The sequence below is a fragment of the Campylobacter sputorum genome (genome assembly GCF_002220775.1).
Classification (GTDB): Bacteria; Campylobacterota; Campylobacteria; order Campylobacterales; family Campylobacteraceae; genus Campylobacter_F; species Campylobacter_F bovis.
This window is the reverse complement of sequence record NZ_CP019685.1, coordinates 641,568-664,936: the sequence shown is the minus strand read 5'-3', so window position 1 is coordinate 664,936 and position 23,369 is coordinate 641,568. Positions and strand designations below refer to the sequence as shown.

At 27.8% G+C, this 23,369-nt stretch carries 19 protein-coding genes, 1 tRNA gene and 2 pseudogenes; 12 read left to right on the top strand and 10 right to left on the bottom strand.

Features of this window, described 5'->3' with window-relative positions:
• Window positions 1-73 precede the first annotated feature (73 nt).
• On the top strand, window positions 74-1,171 hold the full coding sequence (locus CSPB_RS03365) for a DUF5644 domain-containing protein (protein WP_089193143.1): 1,098 nt from the start codon (window positions 74-76) through the stop codon (window positions 1,169-1,171).
• Window positions 1,172-1,203: 32 nt separating this feature from the next.
• On the opposite strand, the gene hcp is transcribed toward CSPB_RS03365, so the two are convergent.
• The 6 genes and pseudogenes from hcp to CSPB_RS03340 form a co-directional block, all read right to left on the bottom strand.
• Window positions 1,204-2,535, bottom strand: a complete 1,332-nt coding sequence (gene hcp, locus CSPB_RS03360) for a hydroxylamine reductase (RefSeq protein WP_089193142.1) — start codon at window positions 2,533-2,535, stop codon at window positions 1,204-1,206.
• 112 nt (window positions 2,536-2,647) lie between these two features.
• Window positions 2,648-4,456 (bottom strand): menaquinone biosynthesis decarboxylase, encoded by a 1,809-nt coding sequence (locus tag CSPB_RS03355; protein WP_089193141.1) that lies wholly within the window; start codon window positions 4,454-4,456, stop codon window positions 2,648-2,650.
• Between the two features lie 103 nt (window positions 4,457-4,559).
• Window positions 4,560-5,069: pseudogene (locus CSPB_RS09060) on the bottom strand (methyl-accepting chemotaxis protein); the annotation flags it as partial.
• Window positions 5,070-5,423: 354 nt separating this feature from the next.
• Window positions 5,424-6,413: pseudogene (locus tag CSPB_RS09055) on the bottom strand (Cache 3/Cache 2 fusion domain-containing protein); the annotation flags it as partial.
• Between the two features lie 146 nt (window positions 6,414-6,559).
• The gene (locus CSPB_RS03345; protein ID WP_418219544.1) at window positions 6,560-8,734 is read right to left on the bottom strand and encodes a DNA translocase FtsK; all 2,175 of its coding nucleotides are present in this window, start codon (window positions 8,732-8,734) and stop codon (window positions 6,560-6,562) included.
• A 39-nt stretch (window positions 8,735-8,773) separates the two neighbouring features.
• The gene (locus CSPB_RS03340) at window positions 8,774-10,900 is read right to left on the bottom strand and encodes a flagellin N-terminal helical domain-containing protein (protein ID WP_089193139.1); all 2,127 of its coding nucleotides are present in this window, start codon (window positions 10,898-10,900) and stop codon (window positions 8,774-8,776) included.
• A gap of 127 nt (window positions 10,901-11,027) precedes the next feature.
• Between CSPB_RS03340 and CSPB_RS03335 the strand changes: the two genes are divergently transcribed.
• Both CSPB_RS03335 and CSPB_RS03330 read left to right on the top strand, forming a co-directional pair.
• Window positions 11,028-11,768, top strand: a complete 741-nt coding sequence (locus CSPB_RS03335; protein WP_227484146.1) for a YaaA family protein — start codon at window positions 11,028-11,030, stop codon at window positions 11,766-11,768.
• A 54-nt stretch (window positions 11,769-11,822) separates the two neighbouring features.
• Window positions 11,823-11,909: transfer RNA gene (locus CSPB_RS03330), tRNA-Leu, on the top strand.
• Window positions 11,910-11,918: 9 nt separating this feature from the next.
• On the opposite strand, the gene CSPB_RS03325 is transcribed toward CSPB_RS03330, so the two are convergent.
• Window positions 11,919-12,416, bottom strand: a complete 498-nt coding sequence (locus CSPB_RS03325) for a helix-turn-helix domain-containing protein (protein WP_033915547.1) — start codon at window positions 12,414-12,416, stop codon at window positions 11,919-11,921.
• A gap of 134 nt (window positions 12,417-12,550) precedes the next feature.
• On the opposite strand from CSPB_RS03325, the gene CSPB_RS03320 reads away from it, so the two are divergent.
• Window positions 12,551-13,120 carry a YceI family protein gene (locus CSPB_RS03320; protein WP_089193138.1) on the top strand — a complete coding sequence of 190 codons (570 nt, stop codon included), beginning with the start codon at window positions 12,551-12,553 and terminating at the stop codon, window positions 13,118-13,120.
• A 15-nt stretch (window positions 13,121-13,135) separates the two neighbouring features.
• Here the strand turns inward: CSPB_RS03320 and CSPB_RS03315 are convergent, their stop codons facing one another.
• Together CSPB_RS03315 and CSPB_RS03310 are read right to left on the bottom strand one after the other, a co-directional pair.
• Window positions 13,136-13,939, bottom strand: a complete 804-nt coding sequence (locus CSPB_RS03315; RefSeq protein WP_089193137.1) for a carbon-nitrogen family hydrolase — start codon at window positions 13,937-13,939, stop codon at window positions 13,136-13,138.
• On the bottom strand, window positions 13,936-15,858 hold the full coding sequence (locus CSPB_RS03310; protein WP_089193136.1) for an ABC-F family ATP-binding cassette domain-containing protein: 1,923 nt from the start codon (window positions 15,856-15,858) through the stop codon (window positions 13,936-13,938). Before CSPB_RS03310 ends, CSPB_RS03315 begins: the two co-directional genes overlap by 4 nt.
• A 119-nt stretch (window positions 15,859-15,977) precedes the next feature.
• Here CSPB_RS03310 and CSPB_RS03305 point away from each other — a divergent pair, with 119 nt between their 5' ends.
• Genes CSPB_RS03305 through CSPB_RS03290 form a run of 4 tightly spaced genes read left to right on the top strand, consistent with a single transcriptional unit; the run spans window position 15,978 to window position 19,944 of the window.
• The gene (locus CSPB_RS03305; protein WP_089193135.1) at window positions 15,978-16,643 is read left to right on the top strand and encodes a response regulator transcription factor; all 666 of its coding nucleotides are present in this window, start codon (window positions 15,978-15,980) and stop codon (window positions 16,641-16,643) included.
• Window positions 16,637-17,974, top strand: coding sequence for a sensor histidine kinase (locus CSPB_RS03300; protein ID WP_089193134.1), 1,338 nt, complete (start codon window positions 16,637-16,639; stop codon window positions 17,972-17,974). Before CSPB_RS03305 ends, CSPB_RS03300 begins: the two co-directional genes overlap by 7 nt.
• Window positions 17,975-18,010: 36 nt before the next feature.
• Window positions 18,011-19,333, top strand: coding sequence for an MATE family efflux transporter (locus CSPB_RS03295; protein WP_256363471.1), 1,323 nt, complete (start codon window positions 18,011-18,013; stop codon window positions 19,331-19,333).
• Window positions 19,309-19,944, top strand: a complete 636-nt coding sequence (locus tag CSPB_RS03290) for a M48 family metallopeptidase (RefSeq protein WP_089193133.1) — start codon at window positions 19,309-19,311, stop codon at window positions 19,942-19,944. The genes CSPB_RS03295 and CSPB_RS03290 overlap by 25 nt, the downstream gene beginning before the upstream one ends.
• 14 nt (window positions 19,945-19,958) lie before the next feature.
• Here CSPB_RS03290 and CSPB_RS03285 read toward each other — a convergent pair whose 3' ends face one another.
• Window positions 19,959-21,416, bottom strand: coding sequence for a sulfatase-like hydrolase/transferase (locus CSPB_RS03285; protein WP_089193132.1), 1,458 nt, complete (start codon window positions 21,414-21,416; stop codon window positions 19,959-19,961).
• Between the two features lie 409 nt (window positions 21,417-21,825).
• On the opposite strand from CSPB_RS03285, the gene CSPB_RS08520 reads away from it, so the two are divergent.
• The 4 genes from CSPB_RS08520 to CSPB_RS08795 all read left to right on the top strand — a co-directional run bounded on the left by CSPB_RS08520 (window position 21,826) and on the right by CSPB_RS08795 (window position 23,102).
• Window positions 21,826-22,053, top strand: a complete 228-nt coding sequence (locus CSPB_RS08520; RefSeq protein WP_151899137.1) for a hypothetical protein — start codon at window positions 21,826-21,828, stop codon at window positions 22,051-22,053.
• 638 nt (window positions 22,054-22,691) lie between these two features.
• Entirely contained in the window at window positions 22,692-22,838 is a 147-nt protein-coding gene (locus tag CSPB_RS08580) for a hypothetical protein (RefSeq protein WP_161492181.1), read from the top strand.
• A 14-nt stretch (window positions 22,839-22,852) separates the two neighbouring features.
• The gene (locus CSPB_RS08800) at window positions 22,853-23,017 is read left to right on the top strand and encodes a type II toxin-antitoxin system YafQ family toxin (protein ID WP_319803224.1); all 165 of its coding nucleotides are present in this window, start codon (window positions 22,853-22,855) and stop codon (window positions 23,015-23,017) included.
• Window positions 22,989-23,102 carry a type II toxin-antitoxin system RelE/ParE family toxin gene (locus tag CSPB_RS08795; protein ID WP_227484145.1) on the top strand — a complete coding sequence of 38 codons (114 nt, stop codon included), beginning with the start codon at window positions 22,989-22,991 and terminating at the stop codon, window positions 23,100-23,102. The genes CSPB_RS08800 and CSPB_RS08795 overlap by 29 nt, the downstream gene beginning before the upstream one ends.
• The last annotated feature ends 267 nt before the right edge of the window (window positions 23,103-23,369 follow it).

Genomic DNA, 23,369 nt, shown 5'->3' with positions numbered 1-23,369 from the left:
AATTATTTAAACATGGCTTCATAAAATCAATTTAAGTTAAATTTGAATAAAATCATATAAAAAAAGGATAGATATGCTTGAAGTTTATATGTTTAGATTTGATACTAAAAAAGATATATTAAGATACTATAAACCTTATGAATTTAAAGACATATATTTTACCACTTTAGAAGAAATGTTTGAAGAGATAAAAAAACAAGACCCTTACTTTGAATTTGATAATACAACTCATGTAAAAATCTCAAATATCTGTGTAAATATAAACGAAAATATTCAAAACATTATAAATTATTTTGGAAAAAGCATAACCATAGAGCCGCTTAGCACCCTTAGGGTTTACAAAGATTTAAAAATAAATGATGATGATTTTATGGCTCATTTTGATAAATTTTCTACATTTTGCGACAAAGAAGATTTTGAATTTTATAAAAGTTTGCAATGGCTATATTACGCATCTCCATTAAGAGCCTATAAAGATGATTATATCGCAGAAAGTGCATTTGTATTTGTAAATGAAATGATAAAAAAATATCCACAAAAACAAAAAGAGTTTTTAAAAATCATAAACGATACCAAAAACGGAATTTATCATCACATAGATATATCAAAATATATATTTAATGATGTTTTAAATGTAGAAAATATCATACATACACTAAAACAACGCCTAAAAGAATCATCACTATATCTCGAAATAAAACCACCACATATTACAAGCTCAAATTTCATACATCAAAATGAAAAGGAGTGTTTATCGACTGAGAAAAAAGATTTTAAGCATAAACTTAATGATTTTAATATAGCAGTATACTCGCAAAAAAAAGATGATATCTTTAAATTTACAAAAATGCTAGGTGCAAAAAATATAAACTTTGATATGGATAAATTTCCAGATGTATCAAATATATTAAGCTTAGAGCCACAAATAGCTTATAATATAGCAGGAGATATAATGCTTGATGCAATAGATAATGGTGCTGATTTTATGGTAGTAAATGATGAAATTAGTTTTTATCTTTTTGATACTTGCTCTAAAAAACTTCAAGCTCAAACAAACAGAGAATTTGGAAACTTTTATGTATTAAGCTTAAAAGAACTATATGAGATATGTTTTGGCGATAATATCCCAAATTCTATAAAAACACATAAATTAAAAGTTTGGCTTATATAAAGTGCGTGGATTTACCACACACAGTAAATTTACTAGCCTAGAAATTTCTTTAAATCAGCCTTAGTGTCGCCACTTATCAAAGCTATATTAAATTTTTCAACTAAGAAATTTAAAATTTTATCGTTAAAAAATTCAGGTAAAGATGGACCTACATGGACATTTTTTATACCAAGATATAAAAGCGCCATTAAGATTATCACAGCTTTTTGTTCCATCCACATTAGCACTATTGAAACTGGCAAATCATTTACAGCTATGCCAGTAGCTTTACTTAGCGCAAATGTTATTTTAACAGCACCGTTACTATCATTACATTGTCCTAAGTCAATATATCTTGGGATGTTTGTTCCTTCAATCACACCAAAATCAATATCATTAAAACGGAATTTTCCACAACTTGAAGTTAAAATAATGCAGTCTTTTGGAAGTGATATTGCAAGCTCTCTATAGTAATCTCTTCCTTTTCCAGGTGCATCACAACCTGCTATTACAAAAAAGCGGCGAATTTTACCATCTTTTAGGGCTTCTAAAATTTCTCCTGCCATAGGTAACATAGCTTTGTAATGCCCACCTGTTATAACATATTCATCACTATCAAAACCAGTTATTTCAGGAAGAGATAAAGCTTTTTTGATTAAAGGCGAAAAATCATAATTTTGTATATGAGTAACGCCATTTGTTCCAGCTATAGAGTATCCAAAAAGTCTATGTGCATATTCACAGTTGCTTCTAAGTGGCACAATACAGTTTGTTGTCATTAAAATAGCACCTTTAAACTCATTAAAAAGTTTAGTTTGATCAAACCATGATTTACCAATATTCCCTTTTAAATGTTTATATTTTCTAAGCTCTGGATAGCCGTGTGCTGGGAGCATTTCTGAGTGAGTGTAGATATTTATACCTTTTCCTTCAGTTTGTTTTAAAAGTTCATTTAGTGCAAAAAGATTGTGTCCGCTAACTAAAATTGCTTTACCACTAGCTTTGTTTTGAGTAACTTTTACAGGACTTGGGGTACCAAAAATAGTTGTATGTGCACTACTTAAAATATCCATCACTTTTACACCAGCTTTACCAACTTTTAAAACTTGTGCGATATGCTCATCAAAGTTAAAATTTGAGTTTGTAAGCGTAAAATAAAGTGTATCAGCTATCACATCATCAACTTCTTTTGTGTTAAATCCTAGTTCATTTGCATGTTGGCGATAAGCACTCATACCTTTTAGCCCAAAAATCATCATATCTTGCAAATTTGCTAGTGTGCTATCTTTACCACAAGTTCCCGTGCTTTGACCCTTTGAGCCACATCCTCTAGGTGCACTCATCTCACATTGATGACAAAACATCTCTAAGTTTTCTTTACTCATCATAATATCCTTTTTAAAAATTTATGATGGTATTTTAGAGTAAATTACTCTTTAATTCCATGATTGATATCAATCATTAAAAAAATCATTTAAATACTATTTTATGTATGTTTTAGCCAAAAATTTCAAATTTATAAAACAATTCTTTATCATCTTCTATAATATTTTTATTTATTAAATTTTCTATAACATCTTTAGAACAATTAGTCTCTTTTGGCCAAGCTCTCTCATAATTATCCATTTTTGATTTTGAAGTTGCATCTATGCATATTTGCTCGCCATCTATAAAAATATCTCTTAGGGCGTCTATATTATTTGTAACTCTCCAAACACTCATATAAAGATTTTGGATATTTGCATTTTCATCAAAAAAGATTAAAATTTTAAAATATTCTTTGAGTTTATTTAGCTTTTCAAAGCTTTTTTTAACTATATCAACTTTGTTATAATTTATAAAACATATAGGATTTTTTGTATCTGTGAAATATTGTTTTAAATTTAAAATATTTTCATCTTCTTTTGCAAACAAAGCAAGAAGTTCATTATCATTTAAAGTATTTACACTGTTTGGATTTAAATTTATGGTTGCATCAATGGCTAATTTCCCACCAAAACACGAATTTGGACTAGCATGATCAAGTTGATCACAAACTCCTTCGCTAAATATAAGACTTTTTGAACTAATGCGATTTAAAATATATTTAGCAAGTTCTACAAAATTTTCTAACTTTGGTGCTTTTTCATCTACAAAAATCGCATGCTTTACAAAACTCATCTGCCCAACACCCCAAAATGTATGCATCATCTGTTTAGCATGGGCTGGATACAAGCAGTTCATTTTAGCAAGTATTAAGTTATGAAAAACTCCATTTTCTGGCATTTTATAATCAATCAATTCTGGAGCAGTAGTTTTAAAAAGTGGTAAAAATATCCTTTCTGTTGCATAACCCATATATTTATCTTCCAAAGGTGGTTTGCCAACAACAGTAGCGTGAAAAATAGGATCTTCTTTATGAGTTATAGCCTTAACCTCCATAACAGGAAATGGCTCAACTGGTGTATAAAATCCAGTGTGATCACCAAATGGACCTTCTAGCTCAAAATTTTCAGTATCTATAAATCCTTCTATAACATAATCAACATCATGTGGAATATAAATATCATTTGTTAAGCTTTTTACTAATTCAGCAGGCGTTTTTCTTATAAAACCATAAAGTAAAAGCTCAAAAATATCTTTTGGAAGTGGAGCTTGTCCGCACCAAATATACAAAGGATCGCCTCCTATTGCAACACTTACTGGCATTTTAACCCCGGCTTTTTTATATTCTTTATAAAAATTTGCACCATCTTTATGAATTTGCCAATGCATTCCAAGTCTATTTTTATCATAAACTTGCAAACGATACATTCCTAAATTTTGAGTTTCTCCATTTAGAGTTTTTGTATAAACTTGACCCATTGTTATAAAATGTCCGCCATCAAGTTCCCAAGTTTTAAGGATAGGAAGGCTAAAAAGATCTACTTTGTCTTCTAAGTGTTTTATCTTTTGACACTCACCCTCTCCTTTTAATCTTTTTGTAAAAACATTTTTTAAGCTTAAAAGATAAGACAAAAAATGAATTTTTTCCATAAAACCTTTAGGTTTTTTTATCTTCAAAAGATTGTTTATTTCATCTGCTATTTGCTCAGGATTTTTTCCTAATATAAGTTCTAAGGCTTCAAAACTGCCAAATATATTTGTAAGAACGGGCGGAAAAATAGTGCCATTTTTATCAACAGGGTTTGTAAATAAAAGTGCTTTTGAATCATCTTTTTTTACTTCTAAGTAACTAATGTGGGCTATTTCTCTATCTATGTCAACTTTATCTTCTATAACTTTTAAAAGACCGGTTTGTTTAAATTTTTTTATCCAATCTTGCATAAATATACCTTTTTTCATTTTAGGCACAATTTTAACACATAATCTTTAATTTATTATTACTAAAAAATCTCATATTTGTAAATTTACAAATATGAGAAAAAAACTAAACTTTGAAAGTTGAAAGTTTTGAATCTAAATTTGAACTTATCTTGTTTAAAGTATCTATTTGGCTATTCATATCCTCAACAGCCATATCTGTTTTTGCGTTGTTTTTTACAACTTCGTTTAGTTTTAAAATATCGTTATAAATTCCATCGATAGAAAGTTTAAAATTCTTAGCCAACTCATCATTTTCTTTTATTGTAATGTTAAGTTCATTTGAAACATTGTTGATTGTATTTGTGATATTTTCAGATTTATTCATAATTCCAGCAAATGATGCACTATTTTGCTCTATAGTTTTACTTGATTCATTTATACTTGTTATAACAGCGCTTACTTTTTGATTTATATTGTCAAGAGAAGCTTGTGTATTTTCAGCTAAATTTCTAACCTCATCGGCAACCACGGCAAATCCTCTTCCTGCTTCACCAGCCCTAGCAGCTTCAATAGCTGCATTTAACGATAATAAATTTGTCTGATCGGCAATATCGCTTATGATTTCTAAAACTTGTTTTATCTCATTTGCTTGATTTTTTAGTTCTATAAATTTAGCCGTTGCTTCATTTTCATTTTGAGAAACCAAATTTATATCATTAGAAAACTGCTTCATAAGTGTATTCATATTTGAAACATTTTTGTTTAATTCTAAAAATTTATTTGAAATTTCATTCATAGATTGTGTATTTGCATTCATAGAATCTAAGCTTTGATTTATATATTTTGAACTCTCATTTAACGAATTTGAGTTAAACTCTACTATAGTTTTTGTTTCATTTGATATATTGGATAAATTTTTACAAATGTCTGAATTTTTTGATGAACTACCTTTTATAGACGCAACAATACCGCCAACTTTTTCTATAAAGCCGTTAAATTCACGAGCAACATTTCCTATCTCATCTTTTGATGATATCTTTACTCTCTTGGTTAAATCACCATCATCACTATTTAGCTCTTTTGCTTGATTATATAATACATTTAGGTTATTTGTTATTACAAATTTACTAAGCAAACTTGTAGCTATAATCAAGATAACAGTAACCACTAAAATAGCTATATAAAATATAAAATTTAATCTATCTACATCAGATTGAAAATCACTAATTGGTGCAAAAGCTGTTATATCCCAAGAATATTCATCAAATTTATGCTTAGAAAATATATATCCTTCTTTAGGTTCAAATTTATTTACAATATTTCTTATTTCCCCATTTGGCATTTTTATTGTTATAGCATATTGTCCTGTTTTTGCTACCTTTGAATCTATAAAATGTTTTTTTATAGATTCTAAACCATCAGTAAAATCAAATCCTATAAAAGTAGCACCAATTATTTTTTTATTTATATTATATATAGGAGAATAACCAGTTACATAGTTTTTGCCAAAAAGATTAGCTAAACCAAAATAATCTTGTCCATTCATTAAAGACTTGTAAGCTTCGCTATTTGTGTCTAGTTTTGTGCCATAAACCCTATTTCCGTTTGTATCTTTAACAGAGGTTGTAACTCTTACAAATCCCCCCCCCTCATCTAAAACAAAAATTGTAGCTACACCTGATGAAGCTTTAGTAAAATTATCTACTACTTCAAAATTTTCTACAACACTTTTGCCATTCATAAGCATTAGTGGCACATTTACGCCATTAGCGTTTGCTATAGAGGTATTATCTATTTCAAATTCCCCCAAAGAAGATTTGAAAGAATTAAACATCTGCTTAGCTAAAGCAAGGTTGTTTTTATGAAAAATATCTAAAACACCTATTGTTTGAACAAGGGTAGAATCTATAGAATTTTGAAAATCCAACTTTTTATTTTCAAATATTATACTCTTATAATATGTAGAAAAAATAACCATACACAACACTACAATTCCAGCAGTAGCTAAATTTAGCTTTAAACCTATTTTCACATCAATCTCCTTAATACAATATAATTTTTATTGTTGTTTTATTATATATAAATTTAAATAAATTATAAATTAGATTTATTTTTGAAGAATTATTATTTAACTATATCTCTTTGACCTTTGGCGTTTGGTTCGGTTAAAACCCCCATATTTTCAAGCTGTTCTACTATAGTTGCAGCTCTATTATAGCCTATCCTAAGCCTTCTTTGTATATAACTAATAGAAGTTTTTTCTTCGCTTAAAACTATATTTTTTGCCTCTTCATATAGTTCATCAAGTTCTCCATCTACAACCCCCGATCCACTTGAAGAGTTAGAAGAGTTATCATCGCTATCTTTTAAAAATTTATCATCATAAACAACCTCTTCTTGTGATTTTAAAAACTCAACTATCTTTTCTATCTCTTCTTCGCTAGCAAAAGGTGCATGAAGCCTTATAAGTCCAGTGCTTGATGGAGGAGTAAATAGCATATCGCCTCTACCAAGCAAACTCTCAGCACCCATTTGATCAAGTATAACTTTACTATCTATTTTTTGCCCTACTCTATAACTTACACGAGATGGTAAATTTGCCTTTATAAGCCCAGTAACAACATCTACACTTGGTCTTTGTGTTGCAACTATGAGATGAATTCCACTTGCTCTTGCCATTTGAGCAAGCCTGCCTATATAAAACTCCACATCTTTACCGCTTGTCATCATTAAATCAGCAAGTTCATCAATAATAACAACTATATAAGGAAAGGTTTCACCGCCTGATTTTTTAATCTTTTCATTATAATTTTCTATATTTTTAGTCCTTGTATGACTCATAATCTTATATCTTCTTTCCATCTCATTTACTAAATTTGCTAAAGCCGTAATAGCTTGTTTTGCTTGAGTTATCACAGGCGTTAAAAGATGAGGTATGTCATTGTAGATAGAAAATTCAAGCATTTTTGGATCTATCATTATAAGGCGTAAAGTTTTAGGACTATTTCTATAAAGCAGACTAAGAAGCATAGCATTTATACCAACACTTTTTCCACTTCCTGTTGTCCCTGCTATAAGCAAATGAGGAAGTTTCTTAAGATCGGTTATAAAAGGATCTCCTACTATATCTTTTCCAAGTGCGATAGTAAGAGGACTTGATGCATTTTTAAATATATCGCTTTGCAAAATTTCCTTTAAATATATAGTTTGTATGTCTCTGTTTGGAATTTCTATACCAACTACATCTTTACCAGGAATTGGGGCTTGTATACGGATAGTTTTTGCCATAAGTGCCATTGCTAAATCATCTTGGAGTGTTAAAATTTTACTAACTTTTATATGTGCAGCTGGCTTAAACTCAAAAGTTGTAACTACGGGACCAGTATATGTTCTAACAACATCTCCATCTATCTTAAATCTTTTTAATTTATCTAAAAGATCTGAAATTTTACTATCTATTTCTGCTTCATTTATACTTTGAGTTTTTTTAGGAGGATCTTTTAAAAAACTAAGCGGAGGCAAAGAGAAATCATTTGGTTTTTCTATCTTACCTTTTTCAAGCTCATCAAGAAGCTTTTTGTTTTCAGCTACTTCATTTACAAGTTCTACATTTTTTATAGTTTTAGGAGTTTCTTTAATCTCTTTATCTTGAGTTTTTTCTTGTTTTATCTCTACATTTTTTTCTTCTATATCTTCTAAAACTTCTTCTTTACAAACTTCTATATTTTCTTCTTCGTATGAATTTTTATTGCTATTTTTATCATAGTTTTGTTCAAAAGAGTTGTTTTGAACTGCTGAAATATTTCTAGGCTTAGTTTCTTGTTTTAAATTTTTAACAGGCTCTATAAAAGCATTTTTAAATATCACTACTATATTTTCTTCAAAAATAAGAACAAGAGATATTATAAATATCATCAAATTAAATACAATTCCGCCTATAGTTCCAATAAAATCTCTAAGTCCAAGCATAGAATAATATCCTATCACGCCTACTTTATAAGGATCTTTTATGAAATTGCCTTGAAAAAGTAAAAATGAGAAAAAAAGCAACAAAATACCTATAATAAGCTCAGCAAACCTAAGATTAAAACCTTTAAAATTTTTACGAAAATATATAGCAAGCACTATAAGTAAAAATGGATATATATAACAAATTAGTCCAAAAAGCTTATAGTTGTATTTACCGATAATATTGCCAAATATCCCAACGAATGAAGAATCTGGCAATATCGTAGCTACGCCAAAAAATATCAAAAAACAAACTACAAAAGTTAATATACTCTCTCTTAAAATAATCAATCCTTTTTTAATAAAAGATGGATTATAACAAATTTTTCATTACATATAATTTAACAAACTAAGTTGTTGTATCTTTGCACTTGCTTGAAGCATTGCTTGATAAGAAAGTATATGTTGTGTCATTTTAAGATATGTTTCAGCATAATCAGCACCTATTAGCTCATTTTTTATATCAGAAACATTCACTTTCATAAATTTAGCTCTAGTTTCAGTTGCTTCAAGTGAGTTTGTCATAGAACCTAATTTTGTTTGACTTTTTATAACATGATCACTTATATGATCTATCCTTTTTAAAGCTCCTTGAATTCCAGCATTTCTAGGATCTTCACTATTAGTGTCTGATCTATAATAACCAAATCTAACAGCCTTTATCATCTCATCTAAATCATTAAATATATCATTACTTGGTTCATCTATAGTAATTGCATTATTTGCTGAAAATGTAAAATTTGGACCCTTAGTAGTTGTTCCAACTGCTGTAAAATTTCCACCATTTGGATCATACAAGCTTAATTTTATTTTACTTGTAGCATCTGTCATATCTTTTATATCGATTCTACCTTTATAATCCATACTAACCTCAACGCTACCTTTTGTATTATCTATAGCTTTATTGTATTCATCAAATGTAGCCCCATCAGCTGGTATATTATCACTAACAGCCATTGCTATAATGTCGTTTAGTTGTTTAAATGTTACTTCTCCTACTGAAGTTTGCATTCCTTGCAAATCTCCAAAATTTTTTGGTAATTTGTTATTTTTCCACTCCCCATGATAAATAGGAGTTGTATTGTCAATTCCATCTCCTTTAAAATTTACCTTTGCATTATCTTTATCTGTAAAATCAAGCGTTATGGTATATTCTTTACCAGATTTTGAACTAACTTTCATTTCTAATTTTGAACCAACCATCTCTCCTGCTGCAACTTCACTAAGTTTGGTTGTATCTTTTGCAAAGCTACTATCTGAGTTTAAAGTTTGAGATATAGTTCCAGTAACATGGCTCCCATTATTTTGAAATCTAACTTTATCGTAATCAAAAGCATTTGTTTTAGCCCCAGTACTATCTGTATAATTACTGGTTATAAACTCTGTTATTAAAAGATTATTTTTAGGATCGTTTTTTAACTGCTCTAATTCTTCTAATGTGTTTGCATTACCAGCTATTCCGCTAGTTCCAGCTGGTATAACATTTACATCATCGCTTTGCTGCGTAGCTGCTACCATATAAAAATCAATCGCTTGGTTTCCCTTTTTCAAATCAACAATATTTATCTGACCATCTTTATTTAAATAAACATCTACTACTTTGTTATTTTTAGTATTACCAAACTCTTCGCCTATCTTATCCATCAAATCTTGCATACTAGAATCTGAAGTCATTTCAAATTTTGCATTAAAACTCTCATTGTTTGGCTTTACACCTTGAAGATAAAAAACAGTATTTTGATATTTATTTTTATCTGTAAAATCCATGACAGTTTCTAGCTTCCTATCTACTTTATAATCTTTTCCAATCAAATGCATTATTTTACTGTCTGCTGTTAAATGTTTTATATTTTCATCGTCGCTTTTATCAGTAAGTTTAATGTTTGTTGTGATATGTTTAGAATAATCACTATCTGTTCCATAAAAGATAGTTTCTCCTGGTATATTGTAAGCTAGGGTTGTATGAGAGCCAACAACTGCTTTTACCTCTTCATTATTTCCCATATATGCATTATTTTGACCAATTGGTTTTGTTGTTACACTTGAACCTGAAAATAGATACTGACCATTTATTGATGTATTTGCTATATCAACAAGGAAATTTTTGATGCCTTGAAGCTCATCTGCTAAAGCACCAAGCGAAGTGGAAGAATGTGATTCGTTTCCAGCTTGTATAAGTTTTACTTTAAAATTTTCTAGCTGTTTTACAAATTCCTGAAGAGCTTTATCCGAATTTTTTGAGTAATGAATGGCCTTTTTCGCCGCCTCAGAAACTTGATCTATAGTTGAAATTTCATAATCAAGTCTAACGCCATCAACATAAACACTACTATCATCGTATGAATTTTGTATCTCTAAGCCACTTGTTAATTTAGCGTTAAATTTATTTATCGCACTAGCGCTATTTTGATAGTTTCTTAGCACTTCTGTATTTGTTAATTGATTTGTAATTCTCATATTTCATCCTTGTAAACACAACTTAATATAAGTTAAGCAATTTTAGTTCCAAAATATTTTCACTTTTTTTATATCGACATAAATTTTAAAAAATTTATTTTGATATAATAACTTCAAAGGACAAGCCATGATAAAAATTCTGTTTTCGCCAAGCGAAACCAAAACGACACTATCTAAACAAAAATTTATAAGCAAAAAGTCTTTTATATTTGAAGAACTTTTTGATAAGAGAAAATTTGTCATAGACAAATATAGCGAATTTATAAATACTGCTAGTGATGAAAAATTATCAAAAATGTTTGGTTTAAAAAAACTTGATGATATAAATCAGTTAAAAAATGACATCTATAAACAAGGCGTCATAAAAGCGGTTTTAAGATATAGTGGTGTTGCTTACGACGCATTAAGATACAAAAATTTAGATAAAAAATGCCAAAAATACATAGATGAAAATGTCTTTGTTTTTTCAAATTTGTTTGGATTTATAAAACTCGGAGATGAGATACCAAACTACAAAATAAAACAAGGCGAAAAGATAGGAGATTTTAGAGTTGAAAAATTTTACAACGAAGAATTTTCACCATCAATAGATAAATTTTTAGAAAATAGCGAAATAATAGACCTTAGAGCTAGTTTTTATGAAAATTTTTATACTATAAAACAACCTTATGTTACATTTAAATTTATAAAAAATGGCAAAGTTGTAAGCCATTTTGCAAAGCATTATAGGGGAGAAGTTCTAAGACAAATTGCTATAGCGAATTTACAAAATCTAAATGAGCTAGGTAAGATAAATTTCCAAAACTTACAACTAATAGATATCAAAAAAATTAAACATAAAGAAGAATATTTATTTGAAATTTTATAAATTTAAACAAACTTTTATATCTTTTAAAGTAAAATCATAATTTACTTTAAAAAAGCCCGAGTGGTGAAACTGGTAGACGCGCTAGACTCAAAATCTAGTAAGGGTAACCTTGTGTCGGTTCGAGTCCGACCTCGGGCACCATTTTTAACTTTAAATTAATTTAGACAAGCAATTTTCAAGCTTAAACATAACATCATCATTAAATTCACTAAAAGAAAATACATCCTCACAAAAACAATCATTTCCATCGCTTGGATTACAATACTCCTTTAAAGCATTCATATACCCTGCTCTTATACATACTTGTTTATTTTCAAGCATTCTTGCAGCACCAAATATAAATGCACCCATATCACAAGAAATTTTCAAATTAGCTTTTCTAGCACTTCTTATCCACGCTAAAAAAATATCATCATATCTTAAAGACATAGCACCAATACCGCTAGGAACGGTAACTATATCATATCCATCTAGGGACTCAGAGTGAATATCTGGCAATATTTTTAATCCAAACTCGTCTATTATCTCATATTTTAAAGCACAACAATCAACACTCAAAGAAGCTATATCTGCTCTCTTAAAAAACTCATAAATTTGAGAAAAAGAGAGTAAACTCATCTTATCATACATGATAATTGCTACTTTCATAAAAATCCTTTTTTATATACATTCTATATAAATTTATTTGAATTTGTAATAAAATGATAGATTATTTATATAAAAATTAATTTTTGTTTATAATAATTTTATATCATTAATAAAATTTATTATAAAGGACTAAAATGAAAGAAACAATCATAGCTTTTGCAACTGCTACTTCTTTATTTGCAGGTTCTGCATTAATTGGTGCAGAATACAATGTTGATAATGCTCACTCATCTATAGGCTTTAAAATCAAACATATGCAAGTTTCAAATGTAAAAGGATTTTTTACAGATCATACATCTATTATAGACTTCGATGAAAATAAAAAATATCCAAATAAAATTGAATCAATTATAAAAGTAGCATCTGTAAATACAGGTATAGAAAAAAGAGATAATCACTTAAGAACAGCTGATTTTTTTGATGCACAAAAATTCCCAGAAATGAAATTTGTTATGAAAGAATTTATCCCAGGCGATGAAAGTGAGGGGAAAATTAAAGGAGATATGACAGTAAAAGGAGTTACAAAACCAATAACTCTGAATTATGATTTTGGCGGAATTACTAAAAACAAAGATGGTAAAAATATGATAGGCTTTTCTTTGGATGGCGAGATAAAAAGAAGCGACTTTGGCGTAGGCGAACAATCTGTAATGGTTGGAGATAAAGTAAATATAAATATCGAAATAGAAGCAGTAGAAAAATAATCTAATTTTATAAATCTATGATAATTTTTTATCATAGATTTTAAATTTAATATCATTTAATATATTCATTTTTTCTTTCACTAATAAAATTTCATCTAAATTTATATCATAACTTTGTATATTTTCTTTTTCATCAAAACTCATAAGTTCATCGCCAAGCGGATTTACAAGCATTGAGTGTCCGCTTAAAATTACCTTATCCAACTTTCCGCAAGCAGATGAAGAACACATAAAAATCTGATTTTCTATAGCTCTTGCTTTTATCAATGTTTGCAAATGATTTTTCCTACTAAGAGGCCACTGGGCTGGCAAAAAAACTATACTAACGCCATTTAAAGCAGCTATTCTAAATATCTCTGGAAATCTCAAATCATAGCATATAAAACAACTGCATTTAACGCCATCTATATAAAAATAACTTATTTTATCACCATTCTCAAAGTAATTATGCTCGTTTGATGGAGTAAAAAGGTGTATTTTGTCATACTCATTTATAACATTTCCATTTCTATCAAAGCTATAATTTGTATTATAAATTTTGTTATTTTTTAAATTTACAACACTCCCAGCTACGATATTTACACTATATTTTTTAGCAAATTCTCCAAAAATTTCTTTTGATTTTTTGCCATTTTTATCGGCAAGATTATATAAATTTTCTTTTGGAAAAAAGCCTAAATTTAGCGTTTCAGGCAAAACTATGACATCTGGTCTATCTTTTATAGCGTGTTGCATTTTATTAACTATGTTATGATAATTTTTATCACTTTTACCCATAATTATATCAGTTTGAATTATGCAAATTCGTAATTTTTTCAAGATAAGCTTTCCTTAAACTCTAAAACTTCAAAATACTCATTTTCTAGTTTTTCAAGCTGTTTTTTATAATCTTCAAGCTCATGATATAGTTTTTCAAGCCCTATTTCTTGATAAATTTGAGGTGTAGATAGTGCGTGATTTAGCTCTTTTATCTTGTTTTCTATATTTTCTATCAAAGCAGGATGTTCTTCTAAAATTTTATTTTGTTTATAGCTAAGCTTGATTGCGTTTGATTTTTGCTTTTGTTTTATCTCTTCGTTTTGTAAATTTGATGAAATTTCATCTATCTCTTTTAACTCATCTTCATATTCTAAATACTCACTATAAGCCATATGAGTTTGATTTATAACGCCATCTTCAAAAACCCAAAGCTTAGTTGACAACTTATCTACAAAATATCTATCATGACTTACTATTATAACAGCACCACTAAAGTTTAGTAAATAATCTTCAAGTATATTTATGGTAGCAATATCAAGATCGTTTGTAGGCTCATCAAGGATTAAACATTCGTATTCTTTTGTGAAAAGTTTAGCTAGTGCTAAGCGGTTTTTTTCTCCACCACTTAATGTGCTAACTGGTTGATCTAAAAATTGAAATAAAAAATTTTTAAGATATCCAAAAACATGCATAAAACGACCCTTTACCATTATGTGATCGCCACCATTTGGACAAAAATTTTCTATCAAACTTTTATCTTCATCTATATTTCGCCTAGTTTGATCAAAATATCCTATATTTATATCTCCTCTTTTTATTTCTCCACTATCTAGCTCAATTTCTCCTAAAAGCAGTTTTAAAAGTGTGCTTTTGCCGCTTCCATTTCTACCAACTATACCTATTCTCTCGCCTTGTAAAACTCTAGTACTAAAATCATCTATAAGTTTTTTTCCGCCAAGAGTTTTTGAGATATTTTTGCATTCAAAAAGCATTTTTTTGCGGTTTTGACTAGAACTTTGACTAAAATTTTGAGTAGCTCTTTGAAGCTCAAGTTTAACCTTTCGTATTATACTTGGGTTTTTCTTTGCTTCTTCTCTCATAGCAAAAACACGCTGTTTTCTACCTTCATTTCTTTTTAATCTTGCTTTTACACCTCTTCTTAACCACTCTTCTTCGCTTTTTAGCTGTTTTAAAAGAGTTTCATGAGTTTTTGCTAAAGATTCAAACATTTCTTGTTTTTTAATCAAATAATTACTATATCCACCACTAAAACTTGTGATTTTACCATCTTCTATCTCCACAACCCTAGTTGCAACCTTATCTATAAAATATCTATCATGAGAGATAAATACTATAGTTTGATTTGAGTTAAGAAGCATATCTTCTAAAAATTTAACCATATAAACATCAAGATGATTTGTAGGTTCATCAAGTAACATTACATCAGGTTTTTTTAGTATCAATGCACCAAGTGCAGCACGCCTTATCTCACCGCCACTTAGGCTCATTATAGCTCTATTTTCAAATTCTTTTAGTTTAAAATTTTCAAGCACTCTTTGAATTTTATTTTCTATATTCCAGCCATCTTTGCTTTCTATAAATTTCATAAGCTTATCAGCAGTTGCTAAAAATTCTTTATTATTTGTATTTTCTGATATTAGATGTAAGGTTTTTTCATACTCTTTCCTAGCTTCAAAAATTTCATCTAACTCTTTTTTTAAAACCTCTTTTATGCTCATATTTTCATCAAAAGATGGATTTTGAGAAAACATCTGTATATTCACACCATTTTGCGTTATAACTCTACCATCATCAAGGCTGTAAATAGAACACAATATTTTCATAAGCGTGGATTTTCCGCCACCATTTTTACCTATTATTGCTATTCTTTCTTTATCATTTATACTAAAATTTATCGCATCTAAAATAACTTTTGAACCAAATTTTTTACTTCCATCTATAATGTCGATTATCGCCACTCATTTACCTTATTTAAATTTAAAACATTGTATAAAAAAAGCACTAAATTTGCACTAAATTTAGCTTTATTGAATAATTAATCATATTTTAGATAAAATACACAAATTTAGGAGCACTTATGAAACAACTCATAGCAGTAATTGATGATGAAGAAGATATTATAGATTTATTAGAATACAATCTTAAAAAAGCTGGTTATGAAGTAGTAGGATTTTTAAATACTACAAAGATAGAAAAGTTTTTAAATGAAGAAAATGTTGATCTTCTTATAGTAGATAGAAATTTAAAAGATATAGAAGGAAGTGATTTTGTAAGGGAATTAAGAGCGAAAAACTACACTATTCCAGTTATCTTTCTTAGTGCAAAAACAACTAACAATGAAAAATTACAAGGATTTGACGCTGGTGGAGATGATTACATAACAAAACCTTTTAATATAGATGAGCTAATTGCTCGCATAAAAGCTGTTCTTAAAAGAACTTCAAAAAACTCTAAAACATACGAGTATAGAGATATTTTTATAGATACTCAAAGTAGAGAAATTTTAGTTGAAAATAAACATATTGAGCTTACTAAACTTGAACTAAATTTACTAATAGAACTTATCAAAAATAAAAATGTAGTTTTAAGCAGAGATTACTTACTTCAAACTATATGGGATGGCGAAAATACCAATGATAAAACAGTAAACATAGCCATAAAAAGACTAAGAGAAAAAATAGATCCAAATAAAAATAAAAATTATATCAAATCTATTCGTGGCGAGGGGTATATTTTGTGCTAAAAATAAATCACCTTTTTTTAGCTAATTTTTTCATCATTTTTCTTATCACATTTGGAACATATACATTTTTTTCATACAAAACACAAAAAGATGCTACAGAAATTTCCCAACAACAAAAAATTACAAATATTTCCAAAATTCTAAATCACGAAAGTTTAGATTTAAATGAAGAATTTATAGATTATGTATCAGCACAAACAAAGCTAAATATAGGAATTTTCGATAAGAAAAACTCACCTATTATATTAAGTGATAAAAGTTTAAAAGATATAATTTTAAAAAAAGAATTAAAAACCGCAGAGATATTTGAATTTTTAACTCCAAATTCTAAACAAATGCTTGGACTTTATTTGCAAAACAAAAAATACAACATATTAATTACCTCAGAAAAAAAGCAAACAAAAACAGATATGAGTCTTTTTACAAACAAAGGTTTTAATATAGCTTCGATTTGTTTTATAATTCTTTTTATCATATATAAAATTTTTCAAACGCGCATAGAAAAAGAGATATATAAGATAATTGACTTTTTAAGCAATATTTCACAAAGCAATTACAATGTAGCTCTAGAAAATACAAAAAGTACCGACTTAAAACTATTATACGATAGTTTAAATTTAACAAAAGAAAAATTACAAGAAAAGGATAAAAAAAATCGAAAAAAATCAGCTAAAATTCGCTTTAGAAATATGCAACTTGAAGCAATTTTAAGCTCAATATCTCATGAGTTTAAAAATCCAATTGCGATAATTAAAGCTAGTATTCAAACTATACAAAATGATCCAAATATGGACATAGCAACAAAAAATAAATTCATAAACAAGATAGAAAAAAACTGCATAAAACTAACAAATCTTATAGATAGATTAAAAATAAATTTAGAAGATGAAGAGATAAATATAAAAAAGACAGATTTTGATATATCTAAACTTGCAAAGGAAGTCACTCAAAATCTGCAAGAAAAATATCAAAATAGAAATATCATCATAAATAGCGATAATAATAGCATTATGAACGCAGATAAAACTATGATCGAGCAAGTTATAGCAAATTTAGTAGAAAATGCACTTAAATACTCAAAAGATGATATTTTAATAGAGATAAAAAATGGCAAATTTATGGTTATTGACAAAGGAATAGGCATACCACAAGATGAGATAAAATTAGTAACAAAGAAATTTTACCGCGTAAATAAAAACAACTGGAATAACTCTTTTGGATTAGGGCTTTATATAGTTAAATTTATGCTTAAACTTCACGATATTTCATTAATCATACTAAGTAAAGAAGGTGTTGGCTCTCAAATAGGCTTTAAATTTAAACTTTTTTGATAAAATTAGCTCTTAACTCATTTTTACGGATAAAACTTGAAAACTTTTTCTCTTAGCAAATTAGCTTTTCCAATCTATCTTGATATGATTTTAAAGCTTGCAACTATAATCATAAATACATATATGATAAGTCTTATAGATGTAAATTTAATTGGAGCTATGGGAGCTGGAAATCAAATTTTTAGCCTTTTTGTAACTGTGTTTAGTTTTTTAGCTGTTGGGTGCTCTGTTTTTGTAGCTCAAGCACTTGGGGCAAATTTAAAACTAATTGCACTAAAAGCAACTCATATAAGTATATCTTTTAATGCCCTACTTGGCTTAATCTGTGGCATTTTGGTTTTTATTTTCTCCAAAGAAATACTTCATCTTTTAAACATTCCAGACATACTTTTAGTAGATGCGACATATTATTTAAGGGCATTATCTGTGGTATTTTTCATAGATGCCATAGCCATACTAATATCGGCTATAATTAGAGTTTATGGCTATACAATGCATATTTTAGTTGTTTCTATTATAATAAATTTAATAACCATTATAGGAAACGCTATAGTTTTGTTCGAGCCTTTTGGTATGCCTCATCTTGGACTTCTTGGAGTTGGAATTTCAACAGCTTTTGGTAGATTTATCGGTATTTTTATGCTGTGTTTTGTGTTATTTGGGATAATAGGACTTAAATTTTACTTTGCAATGCTTTTTAAATTTAAACTTTCAATACTTCAAAAAATACTATCAGTTGGTATGCCAAGTGCTGGCGAAAATCTGCTTTGGATAGGTCAGTATCTAGTTGCTTTTAGTTTTGTAGCAAGTATGGGCGAAAATTCTCTAAGCGTTCAAACTATATACTTTCAAATTTCAGCTTTTATATTTTTTGGAGGAAGTGCTATAAGTATAGCAAACGAAGTCATAGTAGGAAGGCTTGTTGGATCAAATGAGCTAAATTTAGCATACAAAAAAGCATTTCTTGCACTTAAAGTTGGTATTTTTAGTACGGCGGCATTTTTGTGTATAGTTTTGTTTGCAAAAGAATTTATAATGAACCTATACCACCTAAATGATGAACTAAAAAATATAATGAGACCATTATTTTACTTAAGCCTTATTTTAGAGCTTGGTAGAACTTTAAATATCGTGATGGTAAATTCTCTTCGTGCAAGCGGGGACGCAAAATTTCCTTTTTTAATGGGGATAATTTTTATGTGGGGAGTTTCTTTGCCTGTTGGATATTTTCTTGGAATTTATATGCAAATGGGAATTTTAGGAGTTTGGATAGGTTTTACTTGTGATGAATGGTTAAGAGGACTTGCAAATACTTATAGATGGAAAAGTAAAAAATGGCAAAACAAAAGACTTGTATAAATTTTCATAACTTTGAAATTTATCTAACAATAAAAAAGATAAAATACGCACGACTTAAAGTTAGTAAAACTGGCGAAATTTCGCTTAATATCCCTTATAATTTCAATGAAAATTTAGTCTATGAAATGCTAAATAAACACAAAGAGTGGCTAGAAAAAACTTTATCAAAAATAAAATCAAATTTTTTACCAAAAGATAAAATTAGATTTTTAGGTAAAATTTATAACCTTAAATTTGATGAAAATACTAAACAAACAGAGTTTATAAAAGACACACTAGTAACTAAAAATGAAGCAAATTTAGAAAAATTCTTAAAACAAAAAGCTATGGAAATTTTTACTCATTATATAAATTCATACAAACCATATATCAAAAAACCCATAAACCGCATTTGTATACGCAAAATGTCGACGCGTTGGGGAAGTTGCAATACTAAAAAAGGTTATATAAATTTAAATTTAAATCTTATTTTTAAAAATGCGGATTTGATAGAGTATGTCATATTACACGAGCTAACGCACCTTTTATATCCACATCATAAAAAAGAATTTTATGAATTTATAAAAAATCTAATGCCTGATTATAAAGATAGAGAAAAAAGTCTAAGATAGTTTTGTTTTTAAAACTACTTATACTCTACGCTATCACCTATCATCATTGCACCTTGATAAAATAGACCTGGGATACTTTTGTTGATTGACTTTTCTTTTAAGATATTTCTACCTAAATTCATCTCATTGCTTATCCCCATATAGCCCAAAAAAGTAGTAAAAGTATCAAGTGATGAACCATAATTTTGCACTATTTTTGTGCCATTTATATCATCATCCAAAATCGTAAAAAATAGTTTAGAATCTCCCATTTTTTCATCACTTATTCCATCAACGACACTATAAGGCAACAAGTGATCGCTTTGCATAACTATGATTGTGTTTTTAGAGTATTTTGAAGCCCTGATTTTATTTACAAACTCGCCAACCAAAAAGTCAGTGCATTTAGCAGCATTTAGCATAGAATTTGAGCCATCAAGGTATTTTAAATTTTCACATTTTTTTGAGATAAAGCCACTTGGAACATGCATTCCTACATTTAATACAACTTGCAAAAACTTATCTTTACTTTGAGAAAGCCTTAAAAAGTCATCAAAGACAAACTCAAACATCTCATCATCATCCACGCCCCACTCGTTTAAGTTTTTAGCACCTCTTTTTAAGAGCTCTTCTTTGCCTTGCATTTCATCATACTTCATATATTCTAAAAACCCTCTTGTGTTTTGAAACTCTAAACTGGCACCTTTTATAAAATAAGTGTAATACCCTAGCTTTTTTAAAAGCTCATTTGCACAAATCATATTTGAGTTTTTAAACTCACAATTCGATATCCTAACATTATCATTTTTTGCGTATTTCAAAACAGAGTAAGGATACCCACACGCACTTGCAAAAAGTCCTTCTAATGTAATACTTGCACCATTATTTATTTGATTTATATTAGAAAATTCAAGTCTATTTGATAAAGTATTGATATTTGGCGTTAAGTTTTCAAATTTAGTAGTGAAATTTCTACTAAAACTCTCTAAATAAATATAAACTATATTTTTATTTTTTAAAGGTTTTTGAAAAACTGGCTTTTTATAAACTTCATTGAATTTCTTAATAAAAGCTGGATGATACTGAAAGTTTGAGATTATATACATTTGAAAAAGCGAGTTTGTAAGCGGATTAAAACAAATCGCTAAAATCACGGAAATTCCCCACAAAACATTTGCAAATTTAAAGCTTTTTTTAAATGAATTAACTCTTTTATAAACTATCACACTAAATAAAATACTAGCAAAGATAAGAGCTAAAATAAATAAAATCTGTTTATAAAAACTTAAAAGTGGTGCACCTTTAATGCTAAATAAAAAGATATTTAAATTTCCAAAATTTAAGTAACTTCCAGTGTAGTGAAACAACAAAACATTAAAAATACTAATTAAGCAAAATAAAAAACAAAAAGCAACTCCAAAAATCTTAATAAATTTATGTTTTACAAAAAATAAAAATAGTAAAGATAAGATAAAAAACGAAATTGAAATCATTTAATTTTCCACAAATTTTGCTTTTAAATTAACAAAATTTCTATGTTTATAAAAAACAAGATTGTGCAATCTTTAAAAATCAAATTCTCCACCTTGCTATATTTGTATCTATTTTTGCAATTATATAAATTAAAACTTTGAAATCATTTAAACCAATTATTATAATAAATTTTACCTTAAATATCATTGCGTAATACACAAATTTAAAGTAATAATTTAAAAGAAATTTAGTATAATGAAAGCAAAAAGGGCTCAAAATGCAAACTACTAAATTTTCATTTGAACTCCCAAATGATAATTTGATATGGTAGGAGTAAATTCAAGCAACTCAAATAATATTATTCAATCAATGGTAACAAATTTGGAAAGAAAAAGTTTTGTGCAATAAAAAATATGATATAATTCGTCTATGAGTAAGATTGATAAAAATAAAACTTATATTGATTTATTAAAGAGCTTTCTAGTTACTTTATTAGTCGCTCTTTTTGGTATGGCTAGTTATTTGTTCTTAAATTTTGATAATCTTAGCATTACAAAATCTTTGATAGTATGCGTTGCGATAGTCGCTGATTGTATAATTTTGGGATTTGGGGCTAAGGTTATAATCAAAAAAATCAATGAATTGGAGGACTTATAAAATGCTTTTTGCTATTTTTGGAATAGTTGCATTTTTTGGTATGACTTATTATTTGATAAAAAAGATTGATTTAGCTTAAAAAAGAAGAAAAATAAAGCTAATGAGTTTTTATACACTATTAACTAAAATATTATTTTAATTCTATAATTCGTCTATCATATAAAATAATTGAATAAAAATTATTGGAGATAAGAAACATATCCAATAGAAAAAAGCATAAAAGCTTGTCCAGCTTTATATAAATGACCTGAAAATAGACCTAAAAATACTAATTAAGCAAAATAAAAAGCAAAAAGCAACTCCAAAAATCTTAATAAATTTATGTTTTACAAAAAATAAAAATAGTAAAGATAAGATAAAAAACAAAATTGAAATCATTTAATTTTCCACAAATTTTGCTTTTAAATTAACAAAATTTCTATATTTATAAAAAACAAAATTGTGCAATCTTTAAAAATCAAATTCCCCACCTTACTATATTTTGTATCTATTTTTGCAATTATATAAATTAAAACTTTGGAATCATTTAAACTAATTATTATTAATAAATTTTTACCTTAAATATCATTACATAATACACAAATTTAAAGTAATGATTTAAAAGAAATTTAGTATAATGAAAGTAAAAAAGGAAAAATATGATTATAACCATACCAAATGCAGACGCAAGTTTGATTGCTATGTTAAATGCTATAAAACAAAGTGATGAAATTATAAAAAATCCTAGTAAATTTAAATTTTACACAAACATTGATAAGCTTTTTGATGAGCTAGAAAATAACTAAATTTAAAGTCGCATATACAAAAAACTTCAAAAAATCTTTTAAAAAAAATAAAACACGATAAAGACTTAGTAAATGAGTTAAAAAAAGTCGTTGATATGTTAGCAAATGATGAAATTTTAGATAAAAGATATAAAAATCATAGCCTAAATGATGAATATAAAAAATGCTATAAGACCTGATTTTTTGCTAATTCATAGAAAAGAAAATAAGATTTTAGTATTAACTCTTGTTGATTTGGGAAATCATAGTGAGCTTTTTAGTTAGTTTTTTATAAAATAAAATTTTGGAAGTAACTTTGAGGATTTACAGCAATATATTTGTGCTAAAATAGCGGTTGCTAAACTCCTCCATCATCACAAAAAACAAAAATTTCCCTCACATTGATTAGATTAATTAGAAGTAGTAAAATTTAATTTTAGTCAAAATAAATTAAAATATTGATTTTATAAATTTAGAAAAATTTGAAACTTTTATACAAAAATATTTAGGAATTCTTATAGAGAAAAGGATTTTATATTTTAAATTTAAAAA